The following is a 23,989-nucleotide window of genomic DNA, read 5'->3' as shown; positions in this document are numbered from 1 at the left end:
ATGTCGATAAGAATGGAAGCGGGGACAACGATGACCGGCTTTGCGAGGACGGAAACTACGAGCCGCGATGGGCCAGATTTATCGCCCAGCGTGGCAGCCCGGCATGCGTGCCGCAACGGCATGGCTACTCACACAGCGGGTGTGGCCAACGGTTTCGTCCAGGGCAATCTTGCGATCCTGCCCGAGAAGTTAGCGGCGGCGTTTCACCGGTTCTGTCAACTCAATCCCAAACCATGCCCGATCATCGGCATGTCCGACGTCGGCGACCCCCGCATTCCCGCGCTCGGCCTCGATCTCGATATCCGCACCGACCTGCCGCGCTATCGCATCTGGCGCGGCGGCGAAATCGTCGAGGAGCCGACCGACATCATGGCGCACTGGCGCGACGATCTCGTCGCCTTCGTGCTCGGCTGCTCGTTCTCCTTCGAAGAGGCGCTGCTGGAGGAAGGTCTCCCGATCCGCCATATCGAGCGCGACGTGCGCGTGCCGATGTTCCGCACCAATATCGCCTGCAGCCCCGCGGGTCCGTTTGCTGGGCCGATGGTGGTGACGATGCGGCCGTTCAAGCCGGCGGATGCGATACGGGCAATACAGATCACCTCGCGTTTTCCGTCGGTGCATGGTGCGCCGGTCCACATCGGTCTTCCGCAATCGATTGGCATCGCCGACCTCGCCAAACCCGACTACGGGGATCCGGTGCCGGTGGAGGCCGACGAAATTCCGGTGTTCTGGGCTTGCGGCGTGACGCCGCAATCGGTGATCGCAGCTGCCAAGGTGCCGTTTGCGATTACGCATGCGCCCGGATTGATGCTGGTGACCGATCTCAGGAACAAAGCGCTTGCCGTGCTTTGATGCAGCCCGTGCTGCTCATTGAGGCTTTACCGTACCCTTCGCCCGTTTCATCGATAGTTGCCGACCCACAAAGGATATCGCCATGAACATCACGCGCCGCAACGTCTTGCTTGGAGCTACTGCTGCCGCTGCGCTCGGCCCGATCGCCGCGCGCGCCCAAACGTCCGAAGTCGTGATCGGCGTGATCTATCCGTTCTCCGGCGCCAGTGCACAGATGGGCGTCGACGCGCAGAAGTCGTTCGAGACTGCGCTCGACATCATCAACAAGAACCGCGATTTCGATTTGCCGCTGGCGAAGGGCGAGGGCTTGCCCGGCCTCGGCGGCGCCAAGATCCGCCTCGTCTTCGCCGACCATCAGGCCGACCCGCAGAAGGGCCGCGCCGAGACCGAGCGCCTGATCACCCAGGAAAAGGTCTGCGCCGTCATCGGCACCTATCAGAGCGCGGTTGCCGTCACCGTCAGCCAGATCTGCGAGCGTTACCAGGTCCCGTTCATCTCGGCGGACAATTCCTCGCCGAGCCTGCACAAGCGCGGCCTCAAATTCTATTTCCGCGCCGCGCCGCATGACGAGATGTTCTCGGCCGCGATGTTCAACTTTTTCGATGCGATGAAGAAGAAGGGCACCAAGATCGACACGCTGGCGCTGTTCCATGAGGACACCATTTTCGGCACCGACTCCGCCAACACCCAGCTCAAGCTGGCCTCCGAGCGTGGCTACAAGGTCATCTCCGACATCAAGTACCGCTCCAACTCGCCGTCCTTGTCGGCGGAAGTACAGCAGCTCAAGACGGCAAATGCCGACGTGCTGATGCCCTCGAGCTACACCACCGACGGTATCTTGCTGGTCAAGACCATGGCCGAGCTCGGCTACAAGCCGAACGCGATCGTGGCGCAGAACGCCGGTTTCTCTGAAAAGGCGTTATATGATGCGGTCGGCGACAAGCTCGAAGGCGTGATCTCGCGCGGCAGCTTCTCGCTCGATCTCGCCGCCAAGCGGCCGATGGTCGGCAAGATCAACGCCATGTTCAAGGAAAAGTCGGGCAAGGATTTTAACGACCTCACCTCGCGTCAGTTCATGGGGCTGTTGGTGATGGCCGACGCCATCAACCGCGCCAAGTCGACCGACGGCGAGAAGATCCGCGAGGCGCTGGTCGCCACCGACATCCCGGGCGAGCAGACCATCATGCCCTGGAAGCGCGTCAAGTTCGACGAGCTGGGCCAGAACAACGACGCCGACCCGGTGCTGCTGCAATATATCGGCGGCAAGTTCGTCACCATCTTCCCGCCGCAGGCCGCCATCGCCGAAGCCGTCTGGCCGATGAAACAAGGCTGACGCCTTCCGGAGAGACATCACAAGCGCAGCGTCACAAACGCAGCGTCGTCCCTGCGAACGCAGGGACCCATACGCCGAGGAGCATCAGTTTCATCGTGGTCTCACGTCCTGCTTTTAAATGCGACTCCGGTGGTTATGGTCCCTGCGCCTGTGCGCGATTGCGCACCAGGCAGGACGACCTGCGATGGGGATATCCCGATGACCGCTGAAACCATCATTCAAAGCCTGGCGAGCGGCCTGCTCATGGGCCTGCTTTACGGCCTTATCGCCGTTGGCCTCGCGCTGATCTTCGGGTTGATGGACGTCGTGAACTTCGCCCATGGCGAATTCCTGATGATCGCGATGTACGCGACGTTCTTCCTGTTCGTGTTCTTTGCGGTCGATCCCTTGCTGTCGGCGCCGCTGGTCGCCGCCGCCCTGTTCGTGTTCGGGGCCGTCGTCTATCTATTAATTGTGCGCTTTGCGGTGCGTGCGAAAGCCAATGCCGGCATGGTGCAGATCTTCTCGACATTCGGTTTGGCCATCGTCATGCGCGGCCTGGCGCAATATTTTTTCACGCCGGACTATCGCAGCGTCACCCATTCCTGGCTCGGCGGCAAAACTGTCTCGATCGCCGGGATCTACCTGCCGGTGCCGCAACTGGTCGGCGCCCTGGTGGCGATTGCAGCGTTCGGCGCGCTCTATCTCTTCATCAACCGCACCGATTTCGGCCGCGCGCTGGAAGCGACCCGCGAGGATGCCGGCGCGGTGGCGCTGGTCGGCATCGACAAGAACAAGGTGTTTGCGCTGGGCTGGGGCCTTGGCGCGGCGCTGGTGGGCCTCGCCGGCGCGGTCATGGCGATCTTCTTTTACATCTATCCCGATGTCGGCGCCTCGTTTGCGCTGATTGCCTATGTGACGGTGGCGCTCGGCGGCTTCGGCAGCGTGTTCGGCGCCTTCGCCGGCGGCATCATCGTCGGCCTCGTCGAGGCCACGACCGCAATGTTGCTGCCGCCGTCGCTGAAAGCGGTCGGCATCTATGCCGTCTATCTCCTTGTGGTTTTTGTCCGGCCGCGCGGCCTGTTCGGATCGATGTGATGGATACCGCTTTCGCAGAACGCCGCCGCCGCGACCTCATCGTCGCCTTCGTTCTCGCCGCGATTGCGGCCACCGTCCCGCTGTTCGTCAAGGACGTTTACGTCCAGAACATCATGGTGCTGACGCTGATGTGGGGTGCGTTGTCGCAAAGCTGGAATATCCTTTCCGGCTATTGCGGACAGATCTCGCTCGGCCACGCGCTCTACTTCGGGCTTGGCGCCTATACCACCGCGCTGCTGTTTACCAAATTCGGTGTGTTGCCATGGTTCGGCATGCTCGGCGGCGGGGTGATCTCCGCGCTGATTGCGATGGCGCTCGGCTATCCCTGTTTCCGGCTGCGCGGACACTACTTCGTCATCGCCACCATCGTCATTGCCGAAATCGGTTTGCTGCTGTTCCACAACTGGGATTGGGCTGGCGCCGCGATGGGGATCGAGATCCCGGCGCGTGGTGATAGCTGGCTGAAATTCCAGTTCCCACGCAGCAAGCTGCCATACTTTTACTTCGCGCTGGCGCTGGCTTGTGTCGCCTGGTTCGTCACCTGGTGGCTGGAGGATTCCAAATGGGGCTATTGGTGGCGCGCGGTGAAGGACAATCCGGAGGCGGCTGAAAGCCTCGGCGTGGTCGTGTTCAATTCCAAGATGGGCGCGGCGGCGGTATCGGCGTTCCTGGTCGCAGTCGGCGGCAGCTTCTATGCGCAGTTCGTCTATTTTATCGATCCCGAGAGCGTGATGGGCTTTCAGTTCTCGCTGCTGATGGCGTTGCCCGCGGTGCTCGGCGGCATCGGCACGCTGTGGGGCCCGATGCTGGGCGCGGTGATCCTGATCCCGCTCACCGAATTGACGCGCTCTTATGTCGGTGGCTCCGGCCGCGGTGTCGACCTGATCGTCTATGGCGGCCTGATCATCGCGATCTCGCTGGCGCGGCCGCAGGGGCTGATCGGCCTGTTCTCGTTCAAAGGCCTTGCAGGGCTGTTCGCACCCAAGCGCAAGGAGGCTGTCCGATGACGCCTCTTCTGGAAACCCGCGGCGTCTCGCAGCGTTTTGGCGGCCTGATCGCCAACAGTGACGTCTCGATCTCGGTTGGACGCGGCGAGATCGTCGGCCTGATCGGCCCGAACGGCGCCGGCAAGTCGACGCTGTTCAACCTGATCGCGGGGGTACTGCCGCCGACGCAAGGCTCGATCATCTTTGACGGCGAGGACGTCACCGCGCTACCGGCGGCGGAGCGCTGCCAGCGCGGCATTGGCCGCACCTTCCAGGTCGTTAAAAGCTTTGAGACCATGACCGTGATCGACAACGTCATCGTCGGCGCGCTGGTCCGTACCACCGTGATGCGCGATGCCCGCCGCAAGGCATATGAGGTGCTGGAATTCTGTGGCCTTGGCCCGCGCGCCAACGTGCTCGCCAGCGATCTGGTCCCGTCCGAAAAGCGCCGGCTCGAAGTTGCCCGTGCGCTCGCGACCGAACCAAAATTGCTGCTGCTGGATGAGGTGCTCACCGGCCTGACGCCGGTCGAAGCCAAGACCGGCGTCGAACTGGTGCGCAAGGTGCGCGATACCGGCGTCACCGTGCTGATGGTCGAGCATGTCATGGAAATCGTGATGCCGCTGGTCGACCGCGCCATCGTGCTCGACCTCGGCAAGGTGCTGGTCGAGGGCAAGCCTGCGGACGTGGTTCGCGACCCGAAAGTCATCACCGCCTATCTGGGAGACCGTCATGCTGTCGGTGCATGAAGTCACCACGGCCTATCAGGGCCTGGTCGCGATCTCGGCGGTTTCGATCGAGGTGGCAAAGGGCGAAATCGTTTGCGTCGCCGGCGCCAACGGCGCCGGCAAGTCGACGCTGCTGAAATCGATTGCGGGCGCCGAGCGACCTCGCTCCGGCACCGTAACGTTCGACGGCGCCCGCATCGACGGCATGGCGCAGCACATCATCACCTCGCGCGGCATCGCCTATGTGCCGGAAAACCGCCGGCTGTTTCCGCGCCTCTCGGTGCGCGACAACTTAAGGCTCGGCAGTTATCTTTTTCGTAGCCAGTCCGATCGCGAGGCACCGCTCGATCTCGTGTTCAAGCTGTTTCCTCGCCTGCAGGAACGCCTCGAGCAGCGCGCCGAAACGCTAAGCGGCGGCGAGCAGCAGATGCTGGCCATCGGCCGCGCGCTGATGACGCGCCCGCGGCTACTCATGCTGGATGAGCCGTCGCAGGGCATCATGCCAAAGCTGGTCGATGAAATCTTCCAGGCCGTGAAACGCATCCGCGACGCCGGCATGACCGTGCTGATCGTCGAACAACGCATGTCCGAATGCCTCGAAATCGCCGACCGCGCTTACATCCTGCAAACCGGCCGCGTGCTGATGCAGGGCAGCGCCGCCGAGATCAGCGTCGATCCCGACGTGCGGAAGGCGTATCTGGGGCTATGATGCCGTAGCAAGTATCAGGTTGGACGAGAACGAGTACTACCCGACCGGCTGCAGTGTGACACCGCGCTCGACGTCGTCAAGGAGTGGCCTGGCAGCTGCGGAGCGTGCTTTGAGCAATGCGCGACGGCCATCCTTGACGACATCTGCGCGCGGCGTCACGGATTGAAGCAGGTCGGGACGAAGAAGCGGCTCTCCGGTCGAACCAAGAAGCGAAGGGACTGGAGAGTGGTTGCTCTGCCGAACTCGCCGGAAGCTCAATGGGCGATCGTGCGGACCTCCCATGGCGTGCCGCGGGCGACGACCGCGTTGGCGAAGATCAGCAACTTGCGAGCGCAGGCGACGACGGCAACCTTGTGCTCCTTTCCAGCGGCGCGCAGCCGCTTGTAGAGCGCCGTCAGTTGCGGGTTCCAGCGCAGCGCGGCGATCCATGCCGCGACGTAGAGATTATTGCGCAACCGCTCGCGGCCACCCGCGATGTGGCGATCGCCGGCGTGCTCACCACTGTCGTCGTCGTAGGGGACAAGCCCAGCCAACGCGCCGGCCTGGCCGCGGCTGAGCTGGCCGATCTCCGGCATGCGCACCACGATGGCGCTTGCGGTGCGCAACGCAATGCCGTCGACGCTGAGGATCAGGTCGAGCCGCTCGGCGAGATCGGGATGCTGACGGATCGCCGCCACCAGTTGCTTGAGCCGTTGCCGGAAAAGCCCACGGAACCGCCGGATCTCGTCGTCCCAGAGCTGCCGCAGAGCGGCATCGCGGCAGGACTCACGATGGTTCTTGAACCGGGCCAGCGCGCGGACGACCTGGTCGATCTGGGTCTGCAACTCGGCCAGTTCTGCCAGACGCCGATCTGGTGGGGCATGGATGATCCTGACGTCCGACGTGCAGGCCGCAATCAAGGCCGCATCGATCTTGTCATTCTTCGCCAGCCTCAGATGAAAGCGCCCATAGGCGCGCACCTGCGCGGGCTGGAACACGACGACCACGAAACGGCCCTGCCGCAGCCGCCGGACGACCGTTTGCTCGTAGCCGCCAGTGGCTTCGATTCCGACTCGTTCGACCCGGTGCTGCCGCAACCAGACGAACAACTCCTCGTGCCCCTCGGCCGTATTGGCCACCTGCAACCGTTCCGGCCTTCCATGCAGCGCCACATCGAGCTTGTGCTTGCCAGTATCGATGCCGGCGCAAATTATGCTACGCTTGCTCATCTTCTCGATCCTCCCTTGAATGCGAGCCTGATGCTCATTCAACAATGCGGGCCTCGACGAAGATGCCGATCGTGATCCTGCTACGAAGATCAGCTCACAATGCTTCGATGGGTTACGATCCAACGATCGGCGGCCCGGTCCGGGTGGCCACCCAGGCCGGGCCATTCCTTGCGGAACGCTCACACCTTAGCAGGTCGTGCTGATACAAGGATGGGTAGAGCGCAGCGAAACCCATCGATTCATTGCGCGCAGAGATGATGGGTTTCGCTGCGCTCTACCCATCCTACGAGTGCCCATGCTCCGGCAGCGTCAGCCCAAACGTCTTCGTCAAATCCTCCACCTGCGTCGGTGACAAATACCGCGGGTTCAGCCCGCGCAGCAGAAGATAGAGCTTTGCCGTCTCTTCCAGCTCCTCTACCGCGAACACCGCCGCTTCGAGCGTATCGCCCGACACCACCGGCCCGTGATTGGCGAGCAACACGGAGGAGTACTTCCCGGCCAGTCCCTTGATGGCGTCGGCGACGGCCGGATCACCGGGGCGATAGTAGGGCACAAGCGCGGTGTGCCCGCATTTCATCACGTAATAGGCCGTCATCGGCGGCAGCGCGGCGCGGGGGTCGATCTCGGGCAGCATCGACAGCGCGACCGAATGGGTCGAATGCAGATGCACGACGGCGCGCGCGGCGCTGCGGGTCTGGTAAAGCGCGGTGTGCAGCGGCACTTCCTTGGTCGGGGCGTCGCCGGATACCAGCCGTCCATCGGGCCCGAGCCGCGACATTCGGGCCGGGTCGAGGAAGCCGAGCGAGGCGTTGGTCGGCGTCACCAGCCAGCCGCCGTCGTCGAGTTTCACGCTGATATTGCCGGAGGAGCCCGGCGTCAGCCCGCGCTCGAACAGCGAGCGGCCGAAGCGGCAGATTTCCTCGCGGAGCCTTGTTTCGCTCATGGACCGACCTCTTTTCCGCCTTGTCTCACGCTTTGGCAGCGCGGCCAAGCCGTGATACGCAGGGCCAAGCCGCCGGCCGAATGGCCGCTGAACAGAAACCATCGAGGAACCGCCGCATGCCAGAATCCGCCAAACCGCGCGTCGCCGTCATCGGGCTGGGCTCGATGGGCTATGGCATGGCGACCTCGCTGCGCCGTGCGGGGCTGGAGGTCACCGGGTGCGACGTCTCGGCTGACACGGTCAAGCGGTTCGTCGCCGATGGCGGCAAGGGCGCGGTGACGCCGGCGGAAGCCGCGAAATCGGCCGACATCGTCGTCAGCGTCGTCGTCAACGCCGCGCAAACCGAGGCCATCCTGTTTGGCCCTAACGGCGTTGCTGAAACGCTGGCCAAAGGCGCGGTATTCATTTCCTCCGCCACCATGGACCCCGATGTCGCGCGGCGCCTCGCCAAACAGTTGGAAGAAACCGGCCGGCACTACCTCGACGCGCCGATTTCCGGCGGCGCGCAGCGCGCAGCCCAGGGCGAACTCACCATCCTCGCATCCGGCAGTCCGGCCGCGTTTGCCAAAGCGCGTCCGGCGCTAGACGCGATGGCGGCAAAGCTCTACGAACTCGGCGACGCCGCCGGCCAGGGCGCCGCGTTCAAGATGATCAACCAGTTGCTCGCCGGTGTGCATATCGCCGCCGCCTCGGAAGCGATCGCATTCGCCGCCAAGCAGGGCCTCGACATCCGAAAAGTCTACGAGGTGATCACGGCCTCCGCCGGCAATTCCTGGATGTTCGAGAACCGCATGCCGCATGTGCTCGACGGCGACTATGCGCCGCGCAGCGCGGTCGATATCTTCGTCAAGGATCTCGGCATCATCCAGGACATGGCGCGCTCGCAGAAATTCCCGGTGCCGGTTTCGGCTGCGGCATTGCAGATGTTCCTGATGACGTCAGCCGCCGGCATGGGCCGCGATGATGACGCGTCGGTAGCACGGATGTATGCAAAAGTCACCGGCACGCATCTGCCGGGCGAGCCGAAGTAAGAGCAAGATCAAGAAGGGGACCGTAGATGCCGCGTTTCGCCGCCAATCTCTCCATGATGTTCACCGAGGTCCCGTTCCTCGACCGTTTCGATGCGGCGGCAAGCGCGGGCTTCACCGCGGTTGAATTTCTGTTTCCCTATGACCATCCGGCCGAGTCTGTTGGCGAACGGCTTAAAAAGAATGGCCTGACGCAGGCACTGTTCAATCTGCCGCCGGGTAATTGGGACGCCGGCGAAAAGGGCTTTGCCGCGCTGCCGGAGCGCTTTGACGATCTCAAGCGAAGCCTGGAGACGGCGTTGCCTTACGCGAAGGCGACCGGCGTCAAGCGGCTGCATCTGATGGCGGGTATCGCCGATCGCAGCAGCGCCAAGGCCGTCGAACAATTCTACAAGTCGGTGGCATGGGCAGCCGAGTTCTACGCGCCCCATGGGCTGGACGTCGTGATCGAGCCGATCAATCCGCGCAACGTGCCCGGCTATTTTCTCAATGATTTTGGCTTCGCACGCGACCTGATTACCGAGCTGAAGATTGCGAACCTGAAGCTGCAGTTCGACATCTATCACTGCCAGATCATTCACGGCGACGTCACCATGCGGCTGCGCGAGGTGATGCCCATCATCGGCCATGTCCAGATCGCCAGCATTCCCTCGCGCAACGAGCCCGACGGCGAAGAGCTGAACTATCCGTTCCTGTTCACCGAGCTCGATCGGCTCGGCTATGGCGGCTTCGTCGGCTGCGAATACAACCCGCGCGGCAAGACCACCGATGGCCTTGGCTGGTTCAAGCCCTATGCCGGAGCAAAGCCGTGAAACTGTCCCTTGGCTGTATCGCCGACGACTATACCGGCGCCTCCGACCTCGCCAATACGCTGACGCGTCAGGGGCTGCGCACGGTGCAGACCATCGGCGTGCCGCCGGACGATCTGGCGCTGCCTGAAGTCGATGCGGTGGTGGTGTCGCTCAAGAGCCGCTCGATCGAGGCCGGCGTCGCGGTCGAGCGTTCGCGCGCCGCCGAAAAATGGCTGCGCGGCCGCGGCGCCGGTCACGTGCTGTTCAAGATCTGCTCGACCTTCGATTCCACCGACGCCGGCAATATCGGCCCGGTGATGGATGCGCTGCGCGCCGACTGCGGCGAGGCGATCGTGCTGGTGACGCCGGCTTTTCCGGAAACCGGCCGCACCGTCTATCAGGGCAACCTGTTCGTCGGCTCCGTGCCGCTGAACGAAAGCCCGCTGAAGGATCATCCGCTCAACCCGATGCGTGATTCCAATCTGGTGCGGGTACTGGCGCGCCAGAGCCGGACCCAGGTCGGGCTGGTCGATCTCGCTACCCTCACGCGCGGCGCGGAGGCGGTTCACGGACGTCTTGCGGAGCTGGCGGGAAAGGGTATCGGCGCGGCCATCATCGATGCGGTCTTTGACCGCGATCTGGAAACCATCGGCGACGTCGCGCTGAATCACCGCCTGTCCGTCGGCGCATCCGGCATCGGACTTGGCCTTGCCCGGGCACTGGTCACCTCCGGCAAGGTCAAAGCGGCTTCCGCGGGCGCGGTCTCCGGCGCGCCGGTCGGGGGACCGGCGGCGTGTCTTGCGGGGAGCTGTTCGCAGGCGACGTTGGCGCAGATTGCCAATGCCGAAAAGACCATGGCTGTGCTGCATCTCGATCCCGAGCAGATCATCGCGGGACCGGCAGAGGCGCGCCGGGCGCTGGCGTGGGCGAGCGACCGGATCGGCGATGGTCCAATCCTGATCGCCAGCAGCTCGACTCCGGACCAGGTGGCAGCTCTGCAATCTCGGCATGGCCGCGATGCAGCCGGACATGCCATCGAGCAGGCGATGGCCGATATCGCCGAAGGCCTGGTGCGATCAGGCGTGCGGCGATTGGTGGTCGCCGGTGGTGAAACTTCGGGCGCCGTCGTCGATCGGCTGAGGATTCCGGGCTTTCTCGTCGGCGAAGAAATCGCTGCGGGCGTGCCGGTTTTGCGCGCGGTCGGCGCCGAGGACGGCGAGATGCTGCTTGCGCTGAAATCAGGGAATTTCGGCGGGCCGGAATTTTTCTCCGATGCGTTGAAGCTGATGCGCTGATCGCCTCAAGCCGACATTCATTTCCTGGTGAGAACTGTCGCGTAGGTATTTGTACGGACGCGAATTAACTCAACCTGAGGAAGCGTCGGGTTTGATATCCGCCAAGCATCCTTCCTTTCCAAATTCCGGGCCTTTTCCCAGACGGCGTCCCGCGCGCCCAAAACCAAGAGATTCTACCCATGCTCGCCCGCTATTCGATCCGCACCAAGATCATCACTGTGGTCGCCTTCCTTCTCGTCGCGATGGCGGGCATGGGGCTGCTCGCGGTGAAGAACATGCGCGCCATCAACGCCAACACGGTCGATATCGTGACCAACTGGATGCCAAGTATCCGCGTGCTGGGCGACCTGCGCGCCGGCACCATCACCTACCGCAACGTGATCCGCGAGCACATGCTGTCCGAGACGTTGGAAGAGAAGCTGGCGATGGAAAAGACGCTCGCCACCGTCATCGAAAGCAACACCAAGATCCGCGCGGCGTACGAACCGCTGATTACCTCGGCGGAGGAACGTGCGCTGTATGCCGAATGGTCGAGGCTGTGGGACAAATACCGGAACGGCACGCAGGAGGTCATGGAACTGTCGCGCAAGGCGGCTGGGAATATCCCGACCGAGGCCCACGACCTGAATACCACGACCGTCAACAAGATCAGCCTCGATGCCGACGCCGTCCTGAAGAAGAGCATCGACCTGAACAATGCCGGCGCGGACAAGGCGGCAAGGGAGGCGGCCGACAGTTACACCGCCGCTCTCATGATGCTGGCCTCAATTCTCGGCGCCGCCGTCATCATCGGCGTCGGCATCAGCGCCTATCTGGTTCGCGACGTCTCGCGCGGCATTGCCTCCATCGTCACGCCGATGCAGGCGCTGGGTAAGGGCGATCTGAGTGCGGAGGTGCCGCATCAGGGCGAGAAGACCGAAATCGGCGCGATGGCCGATACCTTGCAGGTATTCAAGGAAGCGCTGATTGCCAAGAAAGCCGCCGACGAGGCTGCCGCCGCCGATGCCGAAGCCAAGATCGAGCGCGGCCGACGGGTCGACGGCATCACCCGCAACTTCGAAAGCCTGATCGGCGAGATCGTGCAGACGGTATCCTCGGCTTCGACGCAGCTCGAAGCGTCGGCCGGCACCCTGTCGGCGACCGCCGAGCGCTCGCAGACGCTGACCTCGGCCGTGGCCTCGGCTTCCGGCGAAGCCTCTGCAAACGTGCAGTCGGTGGCCTCGGCGACCGAAGAGCTTTCTTCCTCGGTCACCGAGATCGGCCGCCAGGTGCAGGCTTCGGCGCGGATGGCGACCGACGCAGTCGGTCAGGCCCGCGTCACCAACGACCGGGTCAGCGAATTGTCCAAGGCGGCGGGCCGGATCGGCGACGTCGTCGAACTCATCAACACCATCGCCGGCCAGACCAACTTGCTGGCGCTCAACGCCACCATCGAGGCGGCGCGCGCCGGTGAGGCCGGCCGCGGCTTTGCGGTTGTGGCGTCGGAGGTCAAGGCGCTGGCCGAACAGACGGCAAAAGCCACCGGCGAGATCAGCCAGCAAATTGCCGGCATCCAGGGCGCGACCCAGGATTCTGTAAGCGCGATCAAGGAAATCAGCGGCACCATCGAAAGGCTGGCGGAGATCTCCTCGGCGATTGCGGCCGCCGTAGAAGAGCAGGGCGCCGCGACCCAGGAAATCTCCCGCAATGTGCAGCAGGCCGCCCGCGGCACCCATCAGGTCTCCACCAACATCACCGACGTGCAGCGCGGCGCCAGCGAGACCGGTGCGGCCTCCTCGCAGGTGCTGTCGGCGGCGCAGTCGCTGTCGGGCGATAGCCAGCGCCTCAGGCTCGAGGTCGGCAAGTTTCTGGAGTCGGTCCGGGCAGCCTGACAACCGGCCGACCCGTTGACGAAGGGCCCGGCTCGCAGAAAGCGCGCCGGGCCTTTTCGCGTCAGGCGCGAGGATGGAGTGTCTACAACCCGGCTGGATACCCGTAGTTTCACGCAAGCGGAAATTAACCGGTCCTCGCTACGCTGCGCCGTATCTTCCGGGATTCGCCCGCAAAGGTTGCCGGTTCCTTTGCGTCGTAAATTCCACATCCGGAAAAACTGATTCAGAAGAAATTGGGGTCGTCGACATGATCAAGCTCAACCGTATCGGATACAAACTGGGCTTGGCCGGGGCGGTCGGCGTCCTGCTGGCGATCGGCATGGTGGCCAACCAGATGGTCACCGAATCGAGGATCGAGGAAGCCAGCGAGCGCGCCGCCCGGTCGCAGCAGGTGGCCGACAACTCGCTCTCCGCCCATATCGACCTGCGCAAGATTCAGCTTGCCGCCGGCAATGTCAGGCTGGCGAGGACTTCCGCCGAAGTCGAGAAGACCGTTGCCGATTTGCAGCGCTACAAGGCGAGCGGAGCGAAGGAGTTGGAGGCCGCGCTGGCGATGGCGCAGCGGCCGGATGCCAGGGAACGGCTGCAGAAGATCAAGACGTTGATGGATGGCTTTACGGCCGCTGTGGAAGATCTCGCCAAGGCGCAGATCACGCTGCTGGCGCAGATCGACAAGCGCTCGGTCATCTCGGAAGAATGGACCAAGGCGGTCGACGCCCAGTTGAAGTTGCCGGCCATGGCGAAGTTGGACAACCGCCTCGAGATCGAGCGTTTGCTATTTCAGGCCGATGGAAAGGTGAACGCGTTGCGGGCTGCCGCCTGGAAGCTCGGCGCAACCGGCGATGCCAACCTGGTCTCGGAGATGGCCAAGACCGAGGCCTCGCTGAAGGATGTGTTCAACAAGTTGCGCGGCGAGGCCGATGACCGGGAATTGCTGGTCGTGGTCAGCAACCTTTCCTCGACCGTCAAGCGTTTCCTGGCCGCCAATGAGGAAGCGGTAAAGACCGAGCAGGTCAAGAACGACATCATCATGAACCGCACCGTCAAGGCCGCCGCGGAAGTCGCAGGCCTGATGGAGGAGACGGTCGATGGCGCGCAAAAGGATGCGAAGCTATCCAAGGACGCGGTGATGGCCGATACCGAGCGCGCCAACCGCATCAACCTGATCATGGCGATCATCGTCGTCGCGTCGCTGATCGCCTCGGTGGCATTCTCCTTCCTCGGGGTCGCGCGTCCGATGACGCGGCTGAACGGTGCGCTGGGCGAGATGGCCGGCGGCAATCTCGACGTCGAGATTCCCGGCGCCGACCGTGGCGACGAAATCGGCGATCTCGCCAAGACGGTGACCGTCATTCGCGAGAATGCGGAGCACAAGGCGCGCGAGGAAGCCGAAGCCAAGGTTCAGCAGGATCTGATCGCGGCGCAGCGGCGCAAGGCCGAGATGATCAAGCTCGCCGACGATTTCGAAGGTGCGGTCGGCAATATCGTCGAGACCGTGTCGTCGGCGTCGACCCAACTCGAAGCCGCCGCCGGCACGCTGACGACGACTGCCGAACGTGCCCAGGAATTGACCACGATGGTTGCGGCGGCTTCCGAGGAAGCCTCCACCAACGTCCAGTCGGTGGCCTCTTCCACCGAGGAGATGGCGTCGTCGATCACCGAGATCGGCCGCCAGGTTCAGGAATCGGCGCGGATGGCCAATGAGGCCGTCGATCAGGCCCGCACCACCAATGATCGGGTCAGCGAATTGTCGAAGGCGGCGGCCCGCATCGGCGCGGTGGTCGAACTCATCAACACCATCGCCGAACAGACCAATTTGCTGGCGCTCAACGCCACCATCGAGGCCGCCCGTGCCGGCGACGCCGGCCGCGGCTTCGCCGTCGTGGCATCTGAGGTGAAGGCGCTGGCGGAACAAACCTCGAAGGCGACCGGCGAGATCGGCCAGCAGATATCAGGCATTCAGGCCGCGACGGAGGAGTCCGTCGGTGCGATCCAGGCCATCAGCTCCACGATCGAGAAGCTGTCGGAAATATCCTCGACCATTGCGGCCGCGGTGGAAGAGCAGGGCGCAGCAACGCAGGAAATCTCCCGCAACGTGCAACAGGCGGCCCGCGGCACCCAGCAGGTCTCCGCCAACATCACCGACGTGCAGCGCGGGGCCGGCGAGACCGGATCGGCCTCGACGCAGGTGCTCTCTTCGGCCCAGTCGCTGTCGTCGGACTCCAACCGCCTCAAGCTCGAAGTCGGCAAGTTCCTGAATTCGGTGCGGGCGGCGTAAGCAGCCGACAGACCGTAGCCAGATAGCCCGCTCCTGAATAAGGAGCGGGCTTTTTGCCGTTCGAGATTCGAGATGGAATCTGCGGTTCTCCGTATTCCTACGAATACATAAAGTTAAAACATCGTAAGTCTTTCGAATTATTTCTTGCAGATAGCACCGGCTGCGACGCTCGGTCGTCAGCACGCAGCCGATCATCACCAAACTTGTTGGAGCGTGAAAATGTCATGGCTCGATAATCTCAAGATCGTCGTCAAGGTCGGTCTGATTGTGGTGCTTCTCGGCGTCGTGATGATTGGAGAGACGTTGTTCGCGACAAGCCGCTTGCGGGCGATGAACGACGCCAACACCGACATCGTCACGCGCGTGGACAAGTACACCACGCTGGCAACCCGTGCGAGCCGCTTTGCTGAAGCCTATATTTCCGGAGCGTTCCAATTGGCGGTTGAAACGACCGACGAAGGAAACGCCAAATATCTCGCCCAGACCAAAGACAGCAAGAAGACCTATCAGACCAGAATGGCCGAAGTGGTGAAGCACTTGCCCGAAAAGGCTGCGGCCATCAATCCGGTACTTGCGAGCTTTGAAAAGGCCTTCGTGGTCTGCGATCCCGCGATCGAATACGCGGCAACGACCTCGACGCCCGAAGAAAATATGAAGGCTGAAAGCGCAGTGCGTGCCGCTGGTGGAGGCTGCGATCCTCGCGCAAACAACGATGGTTGATGATCTCCTGGCTCACTCCCAGAAGGTATCGGACGCCATGACCGCCGAGGCTGACTCGTCGATCCGGGTGGTGCTGATTTCGGCGGGCGTTGGTCTCTTGCTCGGCCTGCTTGCTGCGATGTGGCTGGGCATCAAGGGGATGTCGCAGCCGATCGTCCGATTGAAGGCTGTTATGGAAATCCTGGCGCGCAACGATTTCTCGGCTGACGTCCCGGGCAGGAACCGTCGGGACGAGATTGGCGAAATGGCCCGCAGCGTGGAAGTGTTCAAGGCGAACGGGCTTGAGGTCGAGCGGCTGAAGGGCGAGCAGCAGGTTACGGAAAGGCAGGCCGCCGAACGGCGCAAGGCCGATATGATGAAGCTGGCTGACGGTTTCGAGGCAGCGGTCGGCGAGATCGTCGAAACGGTATCTTCGGCTTCGACTGAGCTTGAAGCTTCGGCGAAGACCCTGACCCTGACGGCGGAGCGTTCGCAGAAGCTGGCGACCGCGGTGGCGGCTGCTTCCGAGGAAGCTTCGACCAACGTGCAGTCCGTCTCGTCGGCGACCGAAGAGTTGTCCTCCTCGGTCAACGAGATCAGCCGCCAAGTGCAGGAATCGGCACGGATGGCCGGCGAGGCCGTCGACCAGGCACGGATTACCAATGATCGCGTCAGCGAATTGTCGAAGGCGGCCGCCCGCATCGGCGACGTCGTCGAGCTCATCAATACCATCGCAGGCCAGACCAACCTACTAGCGCTCAACGCCACCATCGAGGCGGCCCGTGCGGGTGAAGCCGGCCGCGGCTTTGCGGTCGTGGCCTCCGAGGTGAAGGCGCTCGCCGAACAAACCGCGAAGGCGACCGGCGAGATCGGCCAGCAGATATCAGGCATTCAGGGCGCCACCCAGGAGTCGGTAGGCGCGATCAAGGAGATCAGCAGCACCATCGAAAGGTTGGCCGAGGTTGCTTCGACCATTGCCGCCGCCGTGGAAGAGCAGGGCGCAGCAACGCAGGAAATCTCCCGCAACGTGCAACAGGCGGCCCGCGGCACCCAGCAGGTCTCCGCCAACATCACCGACGTGCAGCGCGGGGCCGGCGAGACCGGATCGGCCTCGACGCAGGTACTCTCTTCGGCCCAGTCGCTGTCGTCGGACTCCAACCGCCTCAAGCTCGAAGTCGGCAAGTTCCTGAATTCGGTGCGGGCGGCGTAAGCAGCCGACACACCGCAGAGACCCAGAAGGCCCGCCCCTCAACCAGGGGCGGGCCTTCTGCCGTTCGGAACCGGCGGGACGCGCTGGCCGCGGTTCTGGTTAACAGACCCCGTATATCTACTGAGTGCAAAATTAACGGGTAGAAAGCGCCTGACATATACGATTCCGCGCAGTGGGGCTGACGACCACCGTCGTCGCGCGGGAGATCAAGCATGTTTGGAATGATAGGCCGGGCCAAGCTGACGGTTGGCCGAAAAATCTATGCCCTCATCTGCCTGAGCTTTGCCGGGTTCCTCGGCATCGCCTTTCTCGATTCGCGCGAACTGGCATCGGGCTTGAACCAGCAGAAGCAGATCGAGCTGCGCCACCTCGGCGATCTCGCACTCGGCATCATCAAGGAAGAGCATGCCGCGGCGCAGAAGGGCGGCGTTTCCGACGCCGATGCCCAGAAGCGGGCGATGGCGCGGATCGCGACGCTCAGGTACGGCAACAACGACTATTACTGGATCAACGACATGCATCCGAAAATGGTGATGCATCCGATCAGGTCGGAGATGAATGGCAACGATCTTTCGACCTACAAGGACCCCAACGGCAAGCTGTTGTTCGTCGACTTCGTCAATACCGTCAGAAAGAACGGCTCCGGCTTTGTTCCCTATGAATGGCCGAAGCCCGGCTTCGACAAGCCTCAGCCGAAATTGTCCTACGTGGTCGGCTTCGCCCCGTGGAACTGGGTCGTCGGCACCGGTGTCTACATCGACGACCTGACGGCGCAGACCTGGACCTCGACCCAGCGCTCGCTGATCGTTGCCGGCGCAATCCTGCTATTTACGCTCGTGGTGTCGATCTTCGTGGCGCGTAGCGTCACCGGTCCGCTGCAGCGGATGACGGTTGCGATGAACGATCTCGCCAGCGGCAACCTTGCCGTCGAGGTGCCCGGCATCGGGCGCGGCGACGAGGTTGGCGAGATGGCCAAGGCCGTCGAAGTGTTCAAGAGCAATGCCGTCGCCCGTCAGTCGCTGGAGGCCGAGCAGCACGCGGCCGAGACCCGCGCCGTGGCGAGCCGCAAGGCGGATATGAGCAAGATGGCCGATGATTTCGAGGCAGCAGTCGGCCGGATCGTCGAAGCCGTGTCGTCGGCATCCAGCCAACTCGAGGTGTCTGCGGGTACGCTCACGTCGACCGCGGAACGCGCCCAGGTACTTGCGACAACGGTCGCCTCGGCCTCCGAGGAAGCCTCGACCAACGTGCAGTCGGTGGCGTCGGCCACCGAAGAGATGGCGTCATCCGTCACCGAGATCAGCCGCCAGGTGCAGGAATCGGCACGGATGGCCAACGACGCCGTGGAGCAGGCGCGCACGACCAATGACCGCGTCAGCGAATTGTCGAAGGCGGCAACCCGCATCGGCGACGTCGTCGAACTGATCAACACCATCGCCGGCCAAACCAACCTGCTTGCGCTCAACGCCACCATCGAGGCGGCGCGCGCCGGCGAGGCCGGCCGCGGCTTCGCGGTCGTGGCCTCCGAGGTAAAGGCACTGGCCGAGCAGACCGCAAAAGCCACCGGCGAAATCGGCCAGCAGATCACCGGCATCCAGGCCGCTACCCAGGAATCCGTGAACGCGATCCAGGCGATCAGCGGCACCATCGAGAAGCTGTCGGAGATTTCGTCGACGATTGCGGCGGCCGTGGAAGAGCAAGGCGCCGCGACGCAGGAAATCTCCCGCAACGTGCAGCAGGCGGCCATGGGCACCCAGCAGGTGTCCTCCAACATTACCGACGTGCAGCGGGGCGCCAGCGAAACCGGATCGGCGTCTTCGCAGGTGCTTGCGGCGGCGCAATCGCTGTCAGGCGACTCGAACCGCCTCAAGCTCGAGGTCGGCCGGTTCCTCGACTCCGTGCGGGCGGCCTGATCTCGCACTGACCATTTGATCCGAAGCTGGCTCCTCATGCCGGCTTCGCGATCGCAGACGCTTCGAATCGGAAACGCGAACTGCCGGAAGCAGCCCGCTTTCGGCTGCAAGAGGAACGGGAGACATCCGTAGATCGCAAAATTGCGATTGCGGCACGTGCCGATCAATCGCCTTGAGCGAAACTGGGAGCAAATGCGGCGAACGAACTTCCGTAATCGGGAAAAAGTGGTAAGACGCAAAGGCATCGTGACGATTTGATGTCAAAAGGTCTGGTGCCAGAAGATCTCCCATGGATCGCTACCGATGGCTCGGATGACCGCTGCGTGTCGTTGCTTGACGAACTAGTTGAATCTGAATTCGTAAAGATTAACCGGTCTCTGGACGTCGATCGTTTCCGGAGCATCGAAGGGCTGGGCGATGCCAAGAGCATTCCGATCGACGCCAAGGACTTCGCCGCCGCCTTCGCCTCGTTGAAGCTGAAGTCCTGTTCGGTCCATCTGCAGCGGACGTTCCCTCGAATTCTGCAGATGCAGTATTCCACGACCGGCGCGATCGTCGGCTTCACGATGGACGATGCGGCTTCGTTGATCATCAACGGCGTTGAAGCCCGCGCGCCGGACTTGCTCGTGGTCAAGGGTACCGCGATGTGTGAGATCGTGGAGCAGCGCGCCAATCTGGTGGCGCTTGTGAATTTTGCTTCGATCGACGATCGCGGCTGGCCGGGCGATGCCGATAGCGCTCAATTGATCGCGACGCTGCCGGATAGATGCGAGGCACTCCGGGTGACGGTTCGCGATGTCCTGACGCTCGCTTCGCATTCGCCCGATAGCTTTGCACAGCCGAACGTGATCGAGCACGTTGAAGAATCGATACTGCAGGCGGTCGATCTGGCGATGGCTGCGGCATCGCCCACACCCGAAGCCAAGCGCCTCAGTCTGAGCCACTATCTGGCGCTGGTCCGAAAGCTCGACGAGTTCGTGGCCGACAGCGCCGGCAAGACGTTGTACAGCGCCGACATAGCGCGGCAACTCGGGGTCTCGGTGCGGACGCTGCATAACGCCGTGGTTGCCATTCGCGGCATGAGCATGCACCGCTACATGCGGCTGCGGCGGCTGTGGAATGTACGACAACAACTGGTGCGCGGAACTTCGGTACAGTCGGTGAAGGCGGTGGCGCTCGTGAACGGCTTCTGGCACATGGGCGAGTTCACCGCGCTGTATCGCGAGTTGTTTGGCGAAACACCGCAGCAGACGCTGTTGGCAGCGCGCAAGCAGACGAGCGAGCCGTCATGATGGCGATGAAGCGCGCCGCGCTTCCGTAATACTACCAATTCCCGGACCGTGCCGCCTTAGACGCTGGTTAACCATCGTATGAAAGCCTGACGGTCATGGGTGCCGCTCTGTGGCTATGCCGCCGCAGGAGCCTTTCGTTCGCAACGAACCGGCTCGTCCCAAATTGGCCCGGCACCTCTTCACCGTGATCCCGCCGAAGCGGGAGACAGACGGTATCGTCGCGACCTCATTGACCTCTGCTGCTTTCAAAGGACGCTACCCATGTCGCGCATCTCCCGCCTTATCCTGAATCTGTCCATCGGAGCCAAGCTCGGCATCGCCTCGGGCCTCGGCGTTCTGCTCGTTGCAGCGATGGTGATGAACCAAATGCGGGCAAACGGGGCAATGCGCGAACTCGACGCTCGCGTGTCGGCGCAGCAGGCGGTCGCACGGGATGCGGTGGATGCGAAGGCGTCGATTAACGGTATGCAGATCGGCGTTCGCGATATTCGTCTCGCTAACAATTCGGCGCATTTGCAAAGAGCCAACGACTATCTGGCCGCCACGCTGAAATCGGCTAGTCACCTCACCGAGGAGATGCTGAAGCTGTCGCACGCCGCCGAGAATCGCACACGCATCGAGAAGCTCAAGACGAGGGCTTCTGATTACGTCAAGGAAGCCCAGCAGATCGTGAAGGTGCGGGGCGAAGCGATTTCGGCAGAGGGCGCTCCCGACGCCGCGGCCCGGATCGCGAAGCTGAATGAGGAGGCAGTCCGCATCGCGCGCGAGGCCACGCTGCCGATCGCGGCCGAACTCGAGCAGCTTGCCAACCAGATCGCCGAGTTCGCCAAGCAGAGCGTAGAGAAGGAAAAGGCCCAGGCCGCCCGCGAAATGGCGGCGGCCGAACAGATGTCGATGACAATCAGTCTCTGCACGATCCTGTTGCTGATCGGAACCAGTATGTTCTCCTACTTCTCGATCGCCCGTCCGATGCGCGCGCTGAGCGTGTCGATGGACGAGCTCGCCGGCGGCAATTTCGGAGTGGTGCTGCCGGGACTTGGCCGCAAGGACGAGCTCGGCGCAGTCGCCGGCGCGGTTGAGAAATTCAAGGTCGTGTCCGAGCAGAAGGCCCGCGACGAGGCGGAAGCCAAGATCAGGCAGGACCAGATCGCCGCCCAGCAGCGCAAGGCCGAAATGGTCCGCCTTGCGGATTCCTTCGAGACGGCGGTCGGCGAGATCGTCGAAACCGTATCCTCGGCTTCGACCGAATTGGAAGCTTCGGCCAAAACGCTGACCGCGACGGCCGAGCGCGCGCAGCAGGTGACGACCACAGTGGCTGCTGCCTCCGAGGAGGCGACCACCAACGTGCAGTCGGTTGCAGCGGCGACCGAGGAACTGTCGTCTTCGGTCAACGAGATCAGCCGCCAGGTGCAGGCATCGGCGCGGATGGCGGGTGAAGCCGTCGACCAGGCGCGCGTCACCAACGATCGCGTCAGCGAATTGTCGAAGGCGGCAGCGCGCATCGGCGACGTCGTCGAACTCATCAACACCATTGCAGGCCAGACCAACCTGCTGGCGCTCAACGCGACCATCGAGGCGGCGCGCGCGGGCGAAGCCGGCCGCGGCTTTGCGGTGGTGGCGTCGGAAGTGAAGGCGCTCGCCGAACAGACCGCCAAGGCCACCGGCGAGATCAGCCAGCAGATATCAGGCATCCAGGGCGCGACTCACGAATCCGTCGGCGCCATCAAGGGGATCAGCGGCACCATCGAACGGTTGGCCGAGATCGCCTCGACCATCGCCGCCGCGGTGGAAGAGCAGGGCGCGGCGACCCAGGAAATCTCCCGCAACGTGCAGCAGGCAGCCGACGGGACGCAGCAGGTTTCCGCCAACATCACCGACGTGCAGCGCGGCGCGAGCGAGACCGGGTCGGCTTCCGCGCAGGTGCTATCGGCGGCACAGTCGCTCTCTGCCGACTCGAACCGCCTCAAGCTCGAGGTCGGCAAGTTTCTGGATACGGTGCGGGCGGCGTGAAGGGGCTGCCGCGTTTTTGTGCCCCGGACGCAGCGCAGCACGCGAGTGATGCGCTGCAGAGCCGGGGCCGATCTCACCAGAGCGCAAGACGTTCTCAATGGGTCCCGGCCCTGCGGAGCAGCGCTGTCGCGCTGCACCGCGTCCGGGACACTGGAACTATCCCACCCGCCACTCCAGCACGCCATCATCCGCGGCAACGATATCGCCGACCGACCCCACCGGCGTCCGATCCATGTTCAGCAGATGCTTGAGCGTCGCTGCGTCACCAGCGGGCACACGCGCCAGCGCCCGCGCATCCTGCTCGGTGCGCAGCATTACGACGCCGTGCTCGACCTCGCCCTTGCCCTTGTAGATCACGGTAAAACTCCGACTTTGCCCTTGCCTGAGGCCTCGGTGACGAAGTCCGGCACCGGGCGCCGATGGCGGTCGGCCTCGGCCTGCACGCTGGTGTCCTGCGCGAGCGGCCCCTTCGGCGCCTCGCGCGACAGCACCAGTCCGTGATGCTTGGTGACGAAGCCGCCCTGGCCGTAGAGCAGGCCGAGCTTGCCGCCTTCGCGCAGTTTCCGCACCATCGCAATAGCCGCGTGCGTCATATAAGTGTTGAGCGGCGCGCCGAAGAAGGTGAGGCCGCCGGTCACCGTCGGTTGCACGTCGGGGCCCAAGCCCAACGTCCGCCGCGCCATCTTGGGCACACAGGGGAAGCAGCTATAGAGCTCGATGGCGTCGAATTTCCTGCCGTCGCCTTCGACCAGGTCCATCACTGCCTTCAGCACCGCGTTCTGCGGATGGCTTTCATAAAACTGGTCGCGCACCAGATAGTCGCGCGGCTCCTCCGCCGACGCGCCGCCGATCGGATAGACCAGCCGCTCCTCGGCCACGCCGGCCGCGCGCGCTTTCGCCAGGGAGGTCAGCAAGACGGCCCCGCCCATGTTCACGGTCGGGTTGGCCACCATCAGTTTTGTATAGGGCCAGGCGATCAATCGGTTTTCTGGCGTCGGCGTGATGATCTCTTCAGGTGCAAAACGCTTCTTCAGCCACGAGTTTGGATTCTCGGCCGCCACTTTCGAATAGGTCGACCACAGCGCGCCGGATTCGGCGAGCGCCTCGCGCGGCGTCTGGCCCCAATGCGCTGACGTGGCGGATTCATAGAGCGGATAGACGGTGATGGGGCGGGACACCCCGAGCTTCACCGCCATCGGCTTCTGAAACGCCGCACCGCGCTTCGGCTCCTCGACGTCATGGGCAAACGGCGTCCATGGCAGCGAGATGCCGCCGCGCTCGGCCTTGGTTGCGGTGGATTGGGCTTCCGCGCCGCAGACCACCGCCACGCTGCACTCGCCGCGCGCGATGCGCTGTGCGGCTTCGTGAATGTAGCGGATCGGGCTCTCGCCGCCGACCGGGCCGTAGTAACAATGCGCTGGCGCGGCACCAAGCTTTGCTGCGAGCTGCTTCTCGGGATCGCGGTAGCGCCAGCTCAGGAAATTGACGACATCGAGCGAGCAGAGCTCGCCGAGCAGCTTTGCGCCGCTATCGGCCTCCGCGCGCCGCACCGCCTGCTCGAGCAGTGCCAGCGGTTCGAGGCCGGCGGCGATGTCCTTTGGCCGGTCGACGATTTCGCCGACGCCGACGATGACGGGAATGCGATCTTCGGGGAGGGGGAGTTGTTCGACATTTTTTCTTCTTCTTCAATTTCGGGACAATCAAATCGCACCTTGTTTCGCCGTCATTGCGAGGAGCGTAGCGACGAAGCAATCCATACCGTCGGC

At 63.4% G+C, this 23,989-nt stretch carries 16 protein-coding genes and 2 pseudogenes; 15 read left to right on the top strand and 3 right to left on the bottom strand.

What is annotated here, in order from left to right; genetic code table 11:
- Positions 1-30 precede the first annotated feature (30 nt).
- The 6 genes from ACFXS9_RS24125 to ACFXS9_RS24100 all read left to right on the top strand — a co-directional run bounded on the left by ACFXS9_RS24125 (position 31) and on the right by ACFXS9_RS24100 (position 5,685).
- Positions 31-852, top strand: a complete 822-nt coding sequence (locus ACFXS9_RS24125) for a putative hydro-lyase (protein ID WP_392692734.1) — start codon at positions 31-33, stop codon at positions 850-852.
- Positions 853-934: 82 nt separating this feature from the next.
- Complete coding sequence (locus tag ACFXS9_RS24120; protein WP_392692731.1) at positions 935-2,185, top strand: ABC transporter substrate-binding protein; 1,251 nt, start codon at positions 935-937, stop codon at positions 2,183-2,185.
- Positions 2,186-2,383: 198 nt separating this feature from the next.
- Positions 2,384-3,262, top strand: a complete 879-nt coding sequence (locus ACFXS9_RS24115) for a branched-chain amino acid ABC transporter permease (RefSeq protein ID WP_334367758.1) — start codon at positions 2,384-2,386, stop codon at positions 3,260-3,262.
- Positions 3,262-4,269: a branched-chain amino acid ABC transporter permease gene (locus ACFXS9_RS24110; RefSeq protein WP_392692727.1), complete on the top strand. Its 1,008-nt coding sequence runs from the start codon at positions 3,262-3,264 to the stop codon at positions 4,267-4,269. The genes ACFXS9_RS24115 and ACFXS9_RS24110 overlap by 1 nt, the downstream gene beginning before the upstream one ends.
- Positions 4,266-4,997, top strand: a complete 732-nt coding sequence (locus ACFXS9_RS24105) for an ABC transporter ATP-binding protein (RefSeq protein ID WP_392692724.1) — start codon at positions 4,266-4,268, stop codon at positions 4,995-4,997. Before ACFXS9_RS24110 ends, ACFXS9_RS24105 begins: the two co-directional genes overlap by 4 nt.
- Entirely contained in the window at positions 4,981-5,685 is a 705-nt protein-coding gene (locus ACFXS9_RS24100) for an ABC transporter ATP-binding protein (RefSeq protein WP_392692722.1), read from the top strand. The genes ACFXS9_RS24105 and ACFXS9_RS24100 overlap by 17 nt, the downstream gene beginning before the upstream one ends.
- 254 nt (positions 5,686-5,939) lie before the next feature.
- On the opposite strand, the gene ACFXS9_RS24095 is transcribed toward ACFXS9_RS24100, so the two are convergent.
- Positions 5,940-6,893, bottom strand: coding sequence for an IS110 family transposase (locus ACFXS9_RS24095; protein ID WP_392692719.1), 954 nt, complete (start codon positions 6,891-6,893; stop codon positions 5,940-5,942).
- A 283-nt stretch (positions 6,894-7,176) separates the two neighbouring features.
- Positions 7,177-7,836 carry an aldolase gene (locus tag ACFXS9_RS24090; protein WP_392692716.1) on the bottom strand — a complete coding sequence of 220 codons (660 nt, stop codon included), beginning with the start codon at positions 7,834-7,836 and terminating at the stop codon, positions 7,177-7,179.
- 80 nt (positions 7,837-7,916) lie between these two features.
- On the opposite strand from ACFXS9_RS24090, the gene ltnD reads away from it, so the two are divergent.
- The 9 genes and pseudogenes from ltnD to ACFXS9_RS24045 all read left to right on the top strand — a co-directional run bounded on the left by ltnD (position 7,917) and on the right by ACFXS9_RS24045 (position 22,223).
- Positions 7,917-8,867 carry an L-threonate dehydrogenase gene (gene ltnD / locus ACFXS9_RS24085; protein WP_392692714.1) on the top strand — a complete coding sequence of 317 codons (951 nt, stop codon included), beginning with the start codon at positions 7,917-7,919 and terminating at the stop codon, positions 8,865-8,867.
- A 26-nt stretch (positions 8,868-8,893) separates the two neighbouring features.
- The gene (otnI, locus tag ACFXS9_RS24080) at positions 8,894-9,676 is read left to right on the top strand and encodes a 2-oxo-tetronate isomerase (protein WP_392692712.1); all 783 of its coding nucleotides are present in this window, start codon (positions 8,894-8,896) and stop codon (positions 9,674-9,676) included.
- Complete coding sequence (otnK, locus tag ACFXS9_RS24075) at positions 9,673-10,950, top strand: 3-oxo-tetronate kinase (RefSeq protein WP_392692710.1); 1,278 nt, start codon at positions 9,673-9,675, stop codon at positions 10,948-10,950. The genes otnI and otnK overlap by 4 nt, the downstream gene beginning before the upstream one ends.
- Positions 10,951-11,129: 179 nt before the next feature.
- The gene (locus tag ACFXS9_RS24070; protein ID WP_392692707.1) at positions 11,130-12,821 is read left to right on the top strand and encodes a methyl-accepting chemotaxis protein; all 1,692 of its coding nucleotides are present in this window, start codon (positions 11,130-11,132) and stop codon (positions 12,819-12,821) included.
- Positions 12,822-13,071: 250 nt separating this feature from the next.
- Positions 13,072-15,099, top strand: a complete 2,028-nt coding sequence (locus ACFXS9_RS24065) for a methyl-accepting chemotaxis protein (protein ID WP_392699981.1) — start codon at positions 13,072-13,074, stop codon at positions 15,097-15,099.
- A 219-nt stretch (positions 15,100-15,318) separates the two neighbouring features.
- Positions 15,319-17,008: pseudogene (locus tag ACFXS9_RS24060) on the top strand (methyl-accepting chemotaxis protein).
- A gap of 212 nt (positions 17,009-17,220) precedes the next feature.
- Entirely contained in the window at positions 17,221-18,921 is a 1,701-nt protein-coding gene (locus ACFXS9_RS24055) for a methyl-accepting chemotaxis protein (protein WP_392692704.1), read from the top strand.
- 323 nt (positions 18,922-19,244) lie between these two features.
- Entirely contained in the window at positions 19,245-20,213 is a 969-nt protein-coding gene (locus ACFXS9_RS24050; protein ID WP_392692701.1) for a helix-turn-helix domain-containing protein, read from the top strand.
- A gap of 261 nt (positions 20,214-20,474) precedes the next feature.
- A complete protein-coding gene (locus ACFXS9_RS24045) occupies positions 20,475-22,223 on the top strand; it encodes a methyl-accepting chemotaxis protein (protein WP_392692698.1) in 1,749 nt (582 codons plus the stop codon).
- A 156-nt stretch (positions 22,224-22,379) separates the two neighbouring features.
- Here ACFXS9_RS24045 and ACFXS9_RS24040 read toward each other — a convergent pair.
- A pseudogene (locus tag ACFXS9_RS24040) lies at positions 22,380-23,863 on the bottom strand (acetyl-CoA acetyltransferase).
- Positions 23,864-23,989: the final 126 nt, after the last annotated feature.

Origin of the sequence: Bradyrhizobium sp. RDI18 (assembly GCF_043203335.1) — a bacterium.
Lineage (GTDB): Bacteria > Pseudomonadota > Alphaproteobacteria > Rhizobiales > Xanthobacteraceae > Bradyrhizobium > Bradyrhizobium retamae.
Note: the sequence above shows the minus strand (reverse complement) of the source record. Positions and strands in the feature narration are given on the sequence as shown.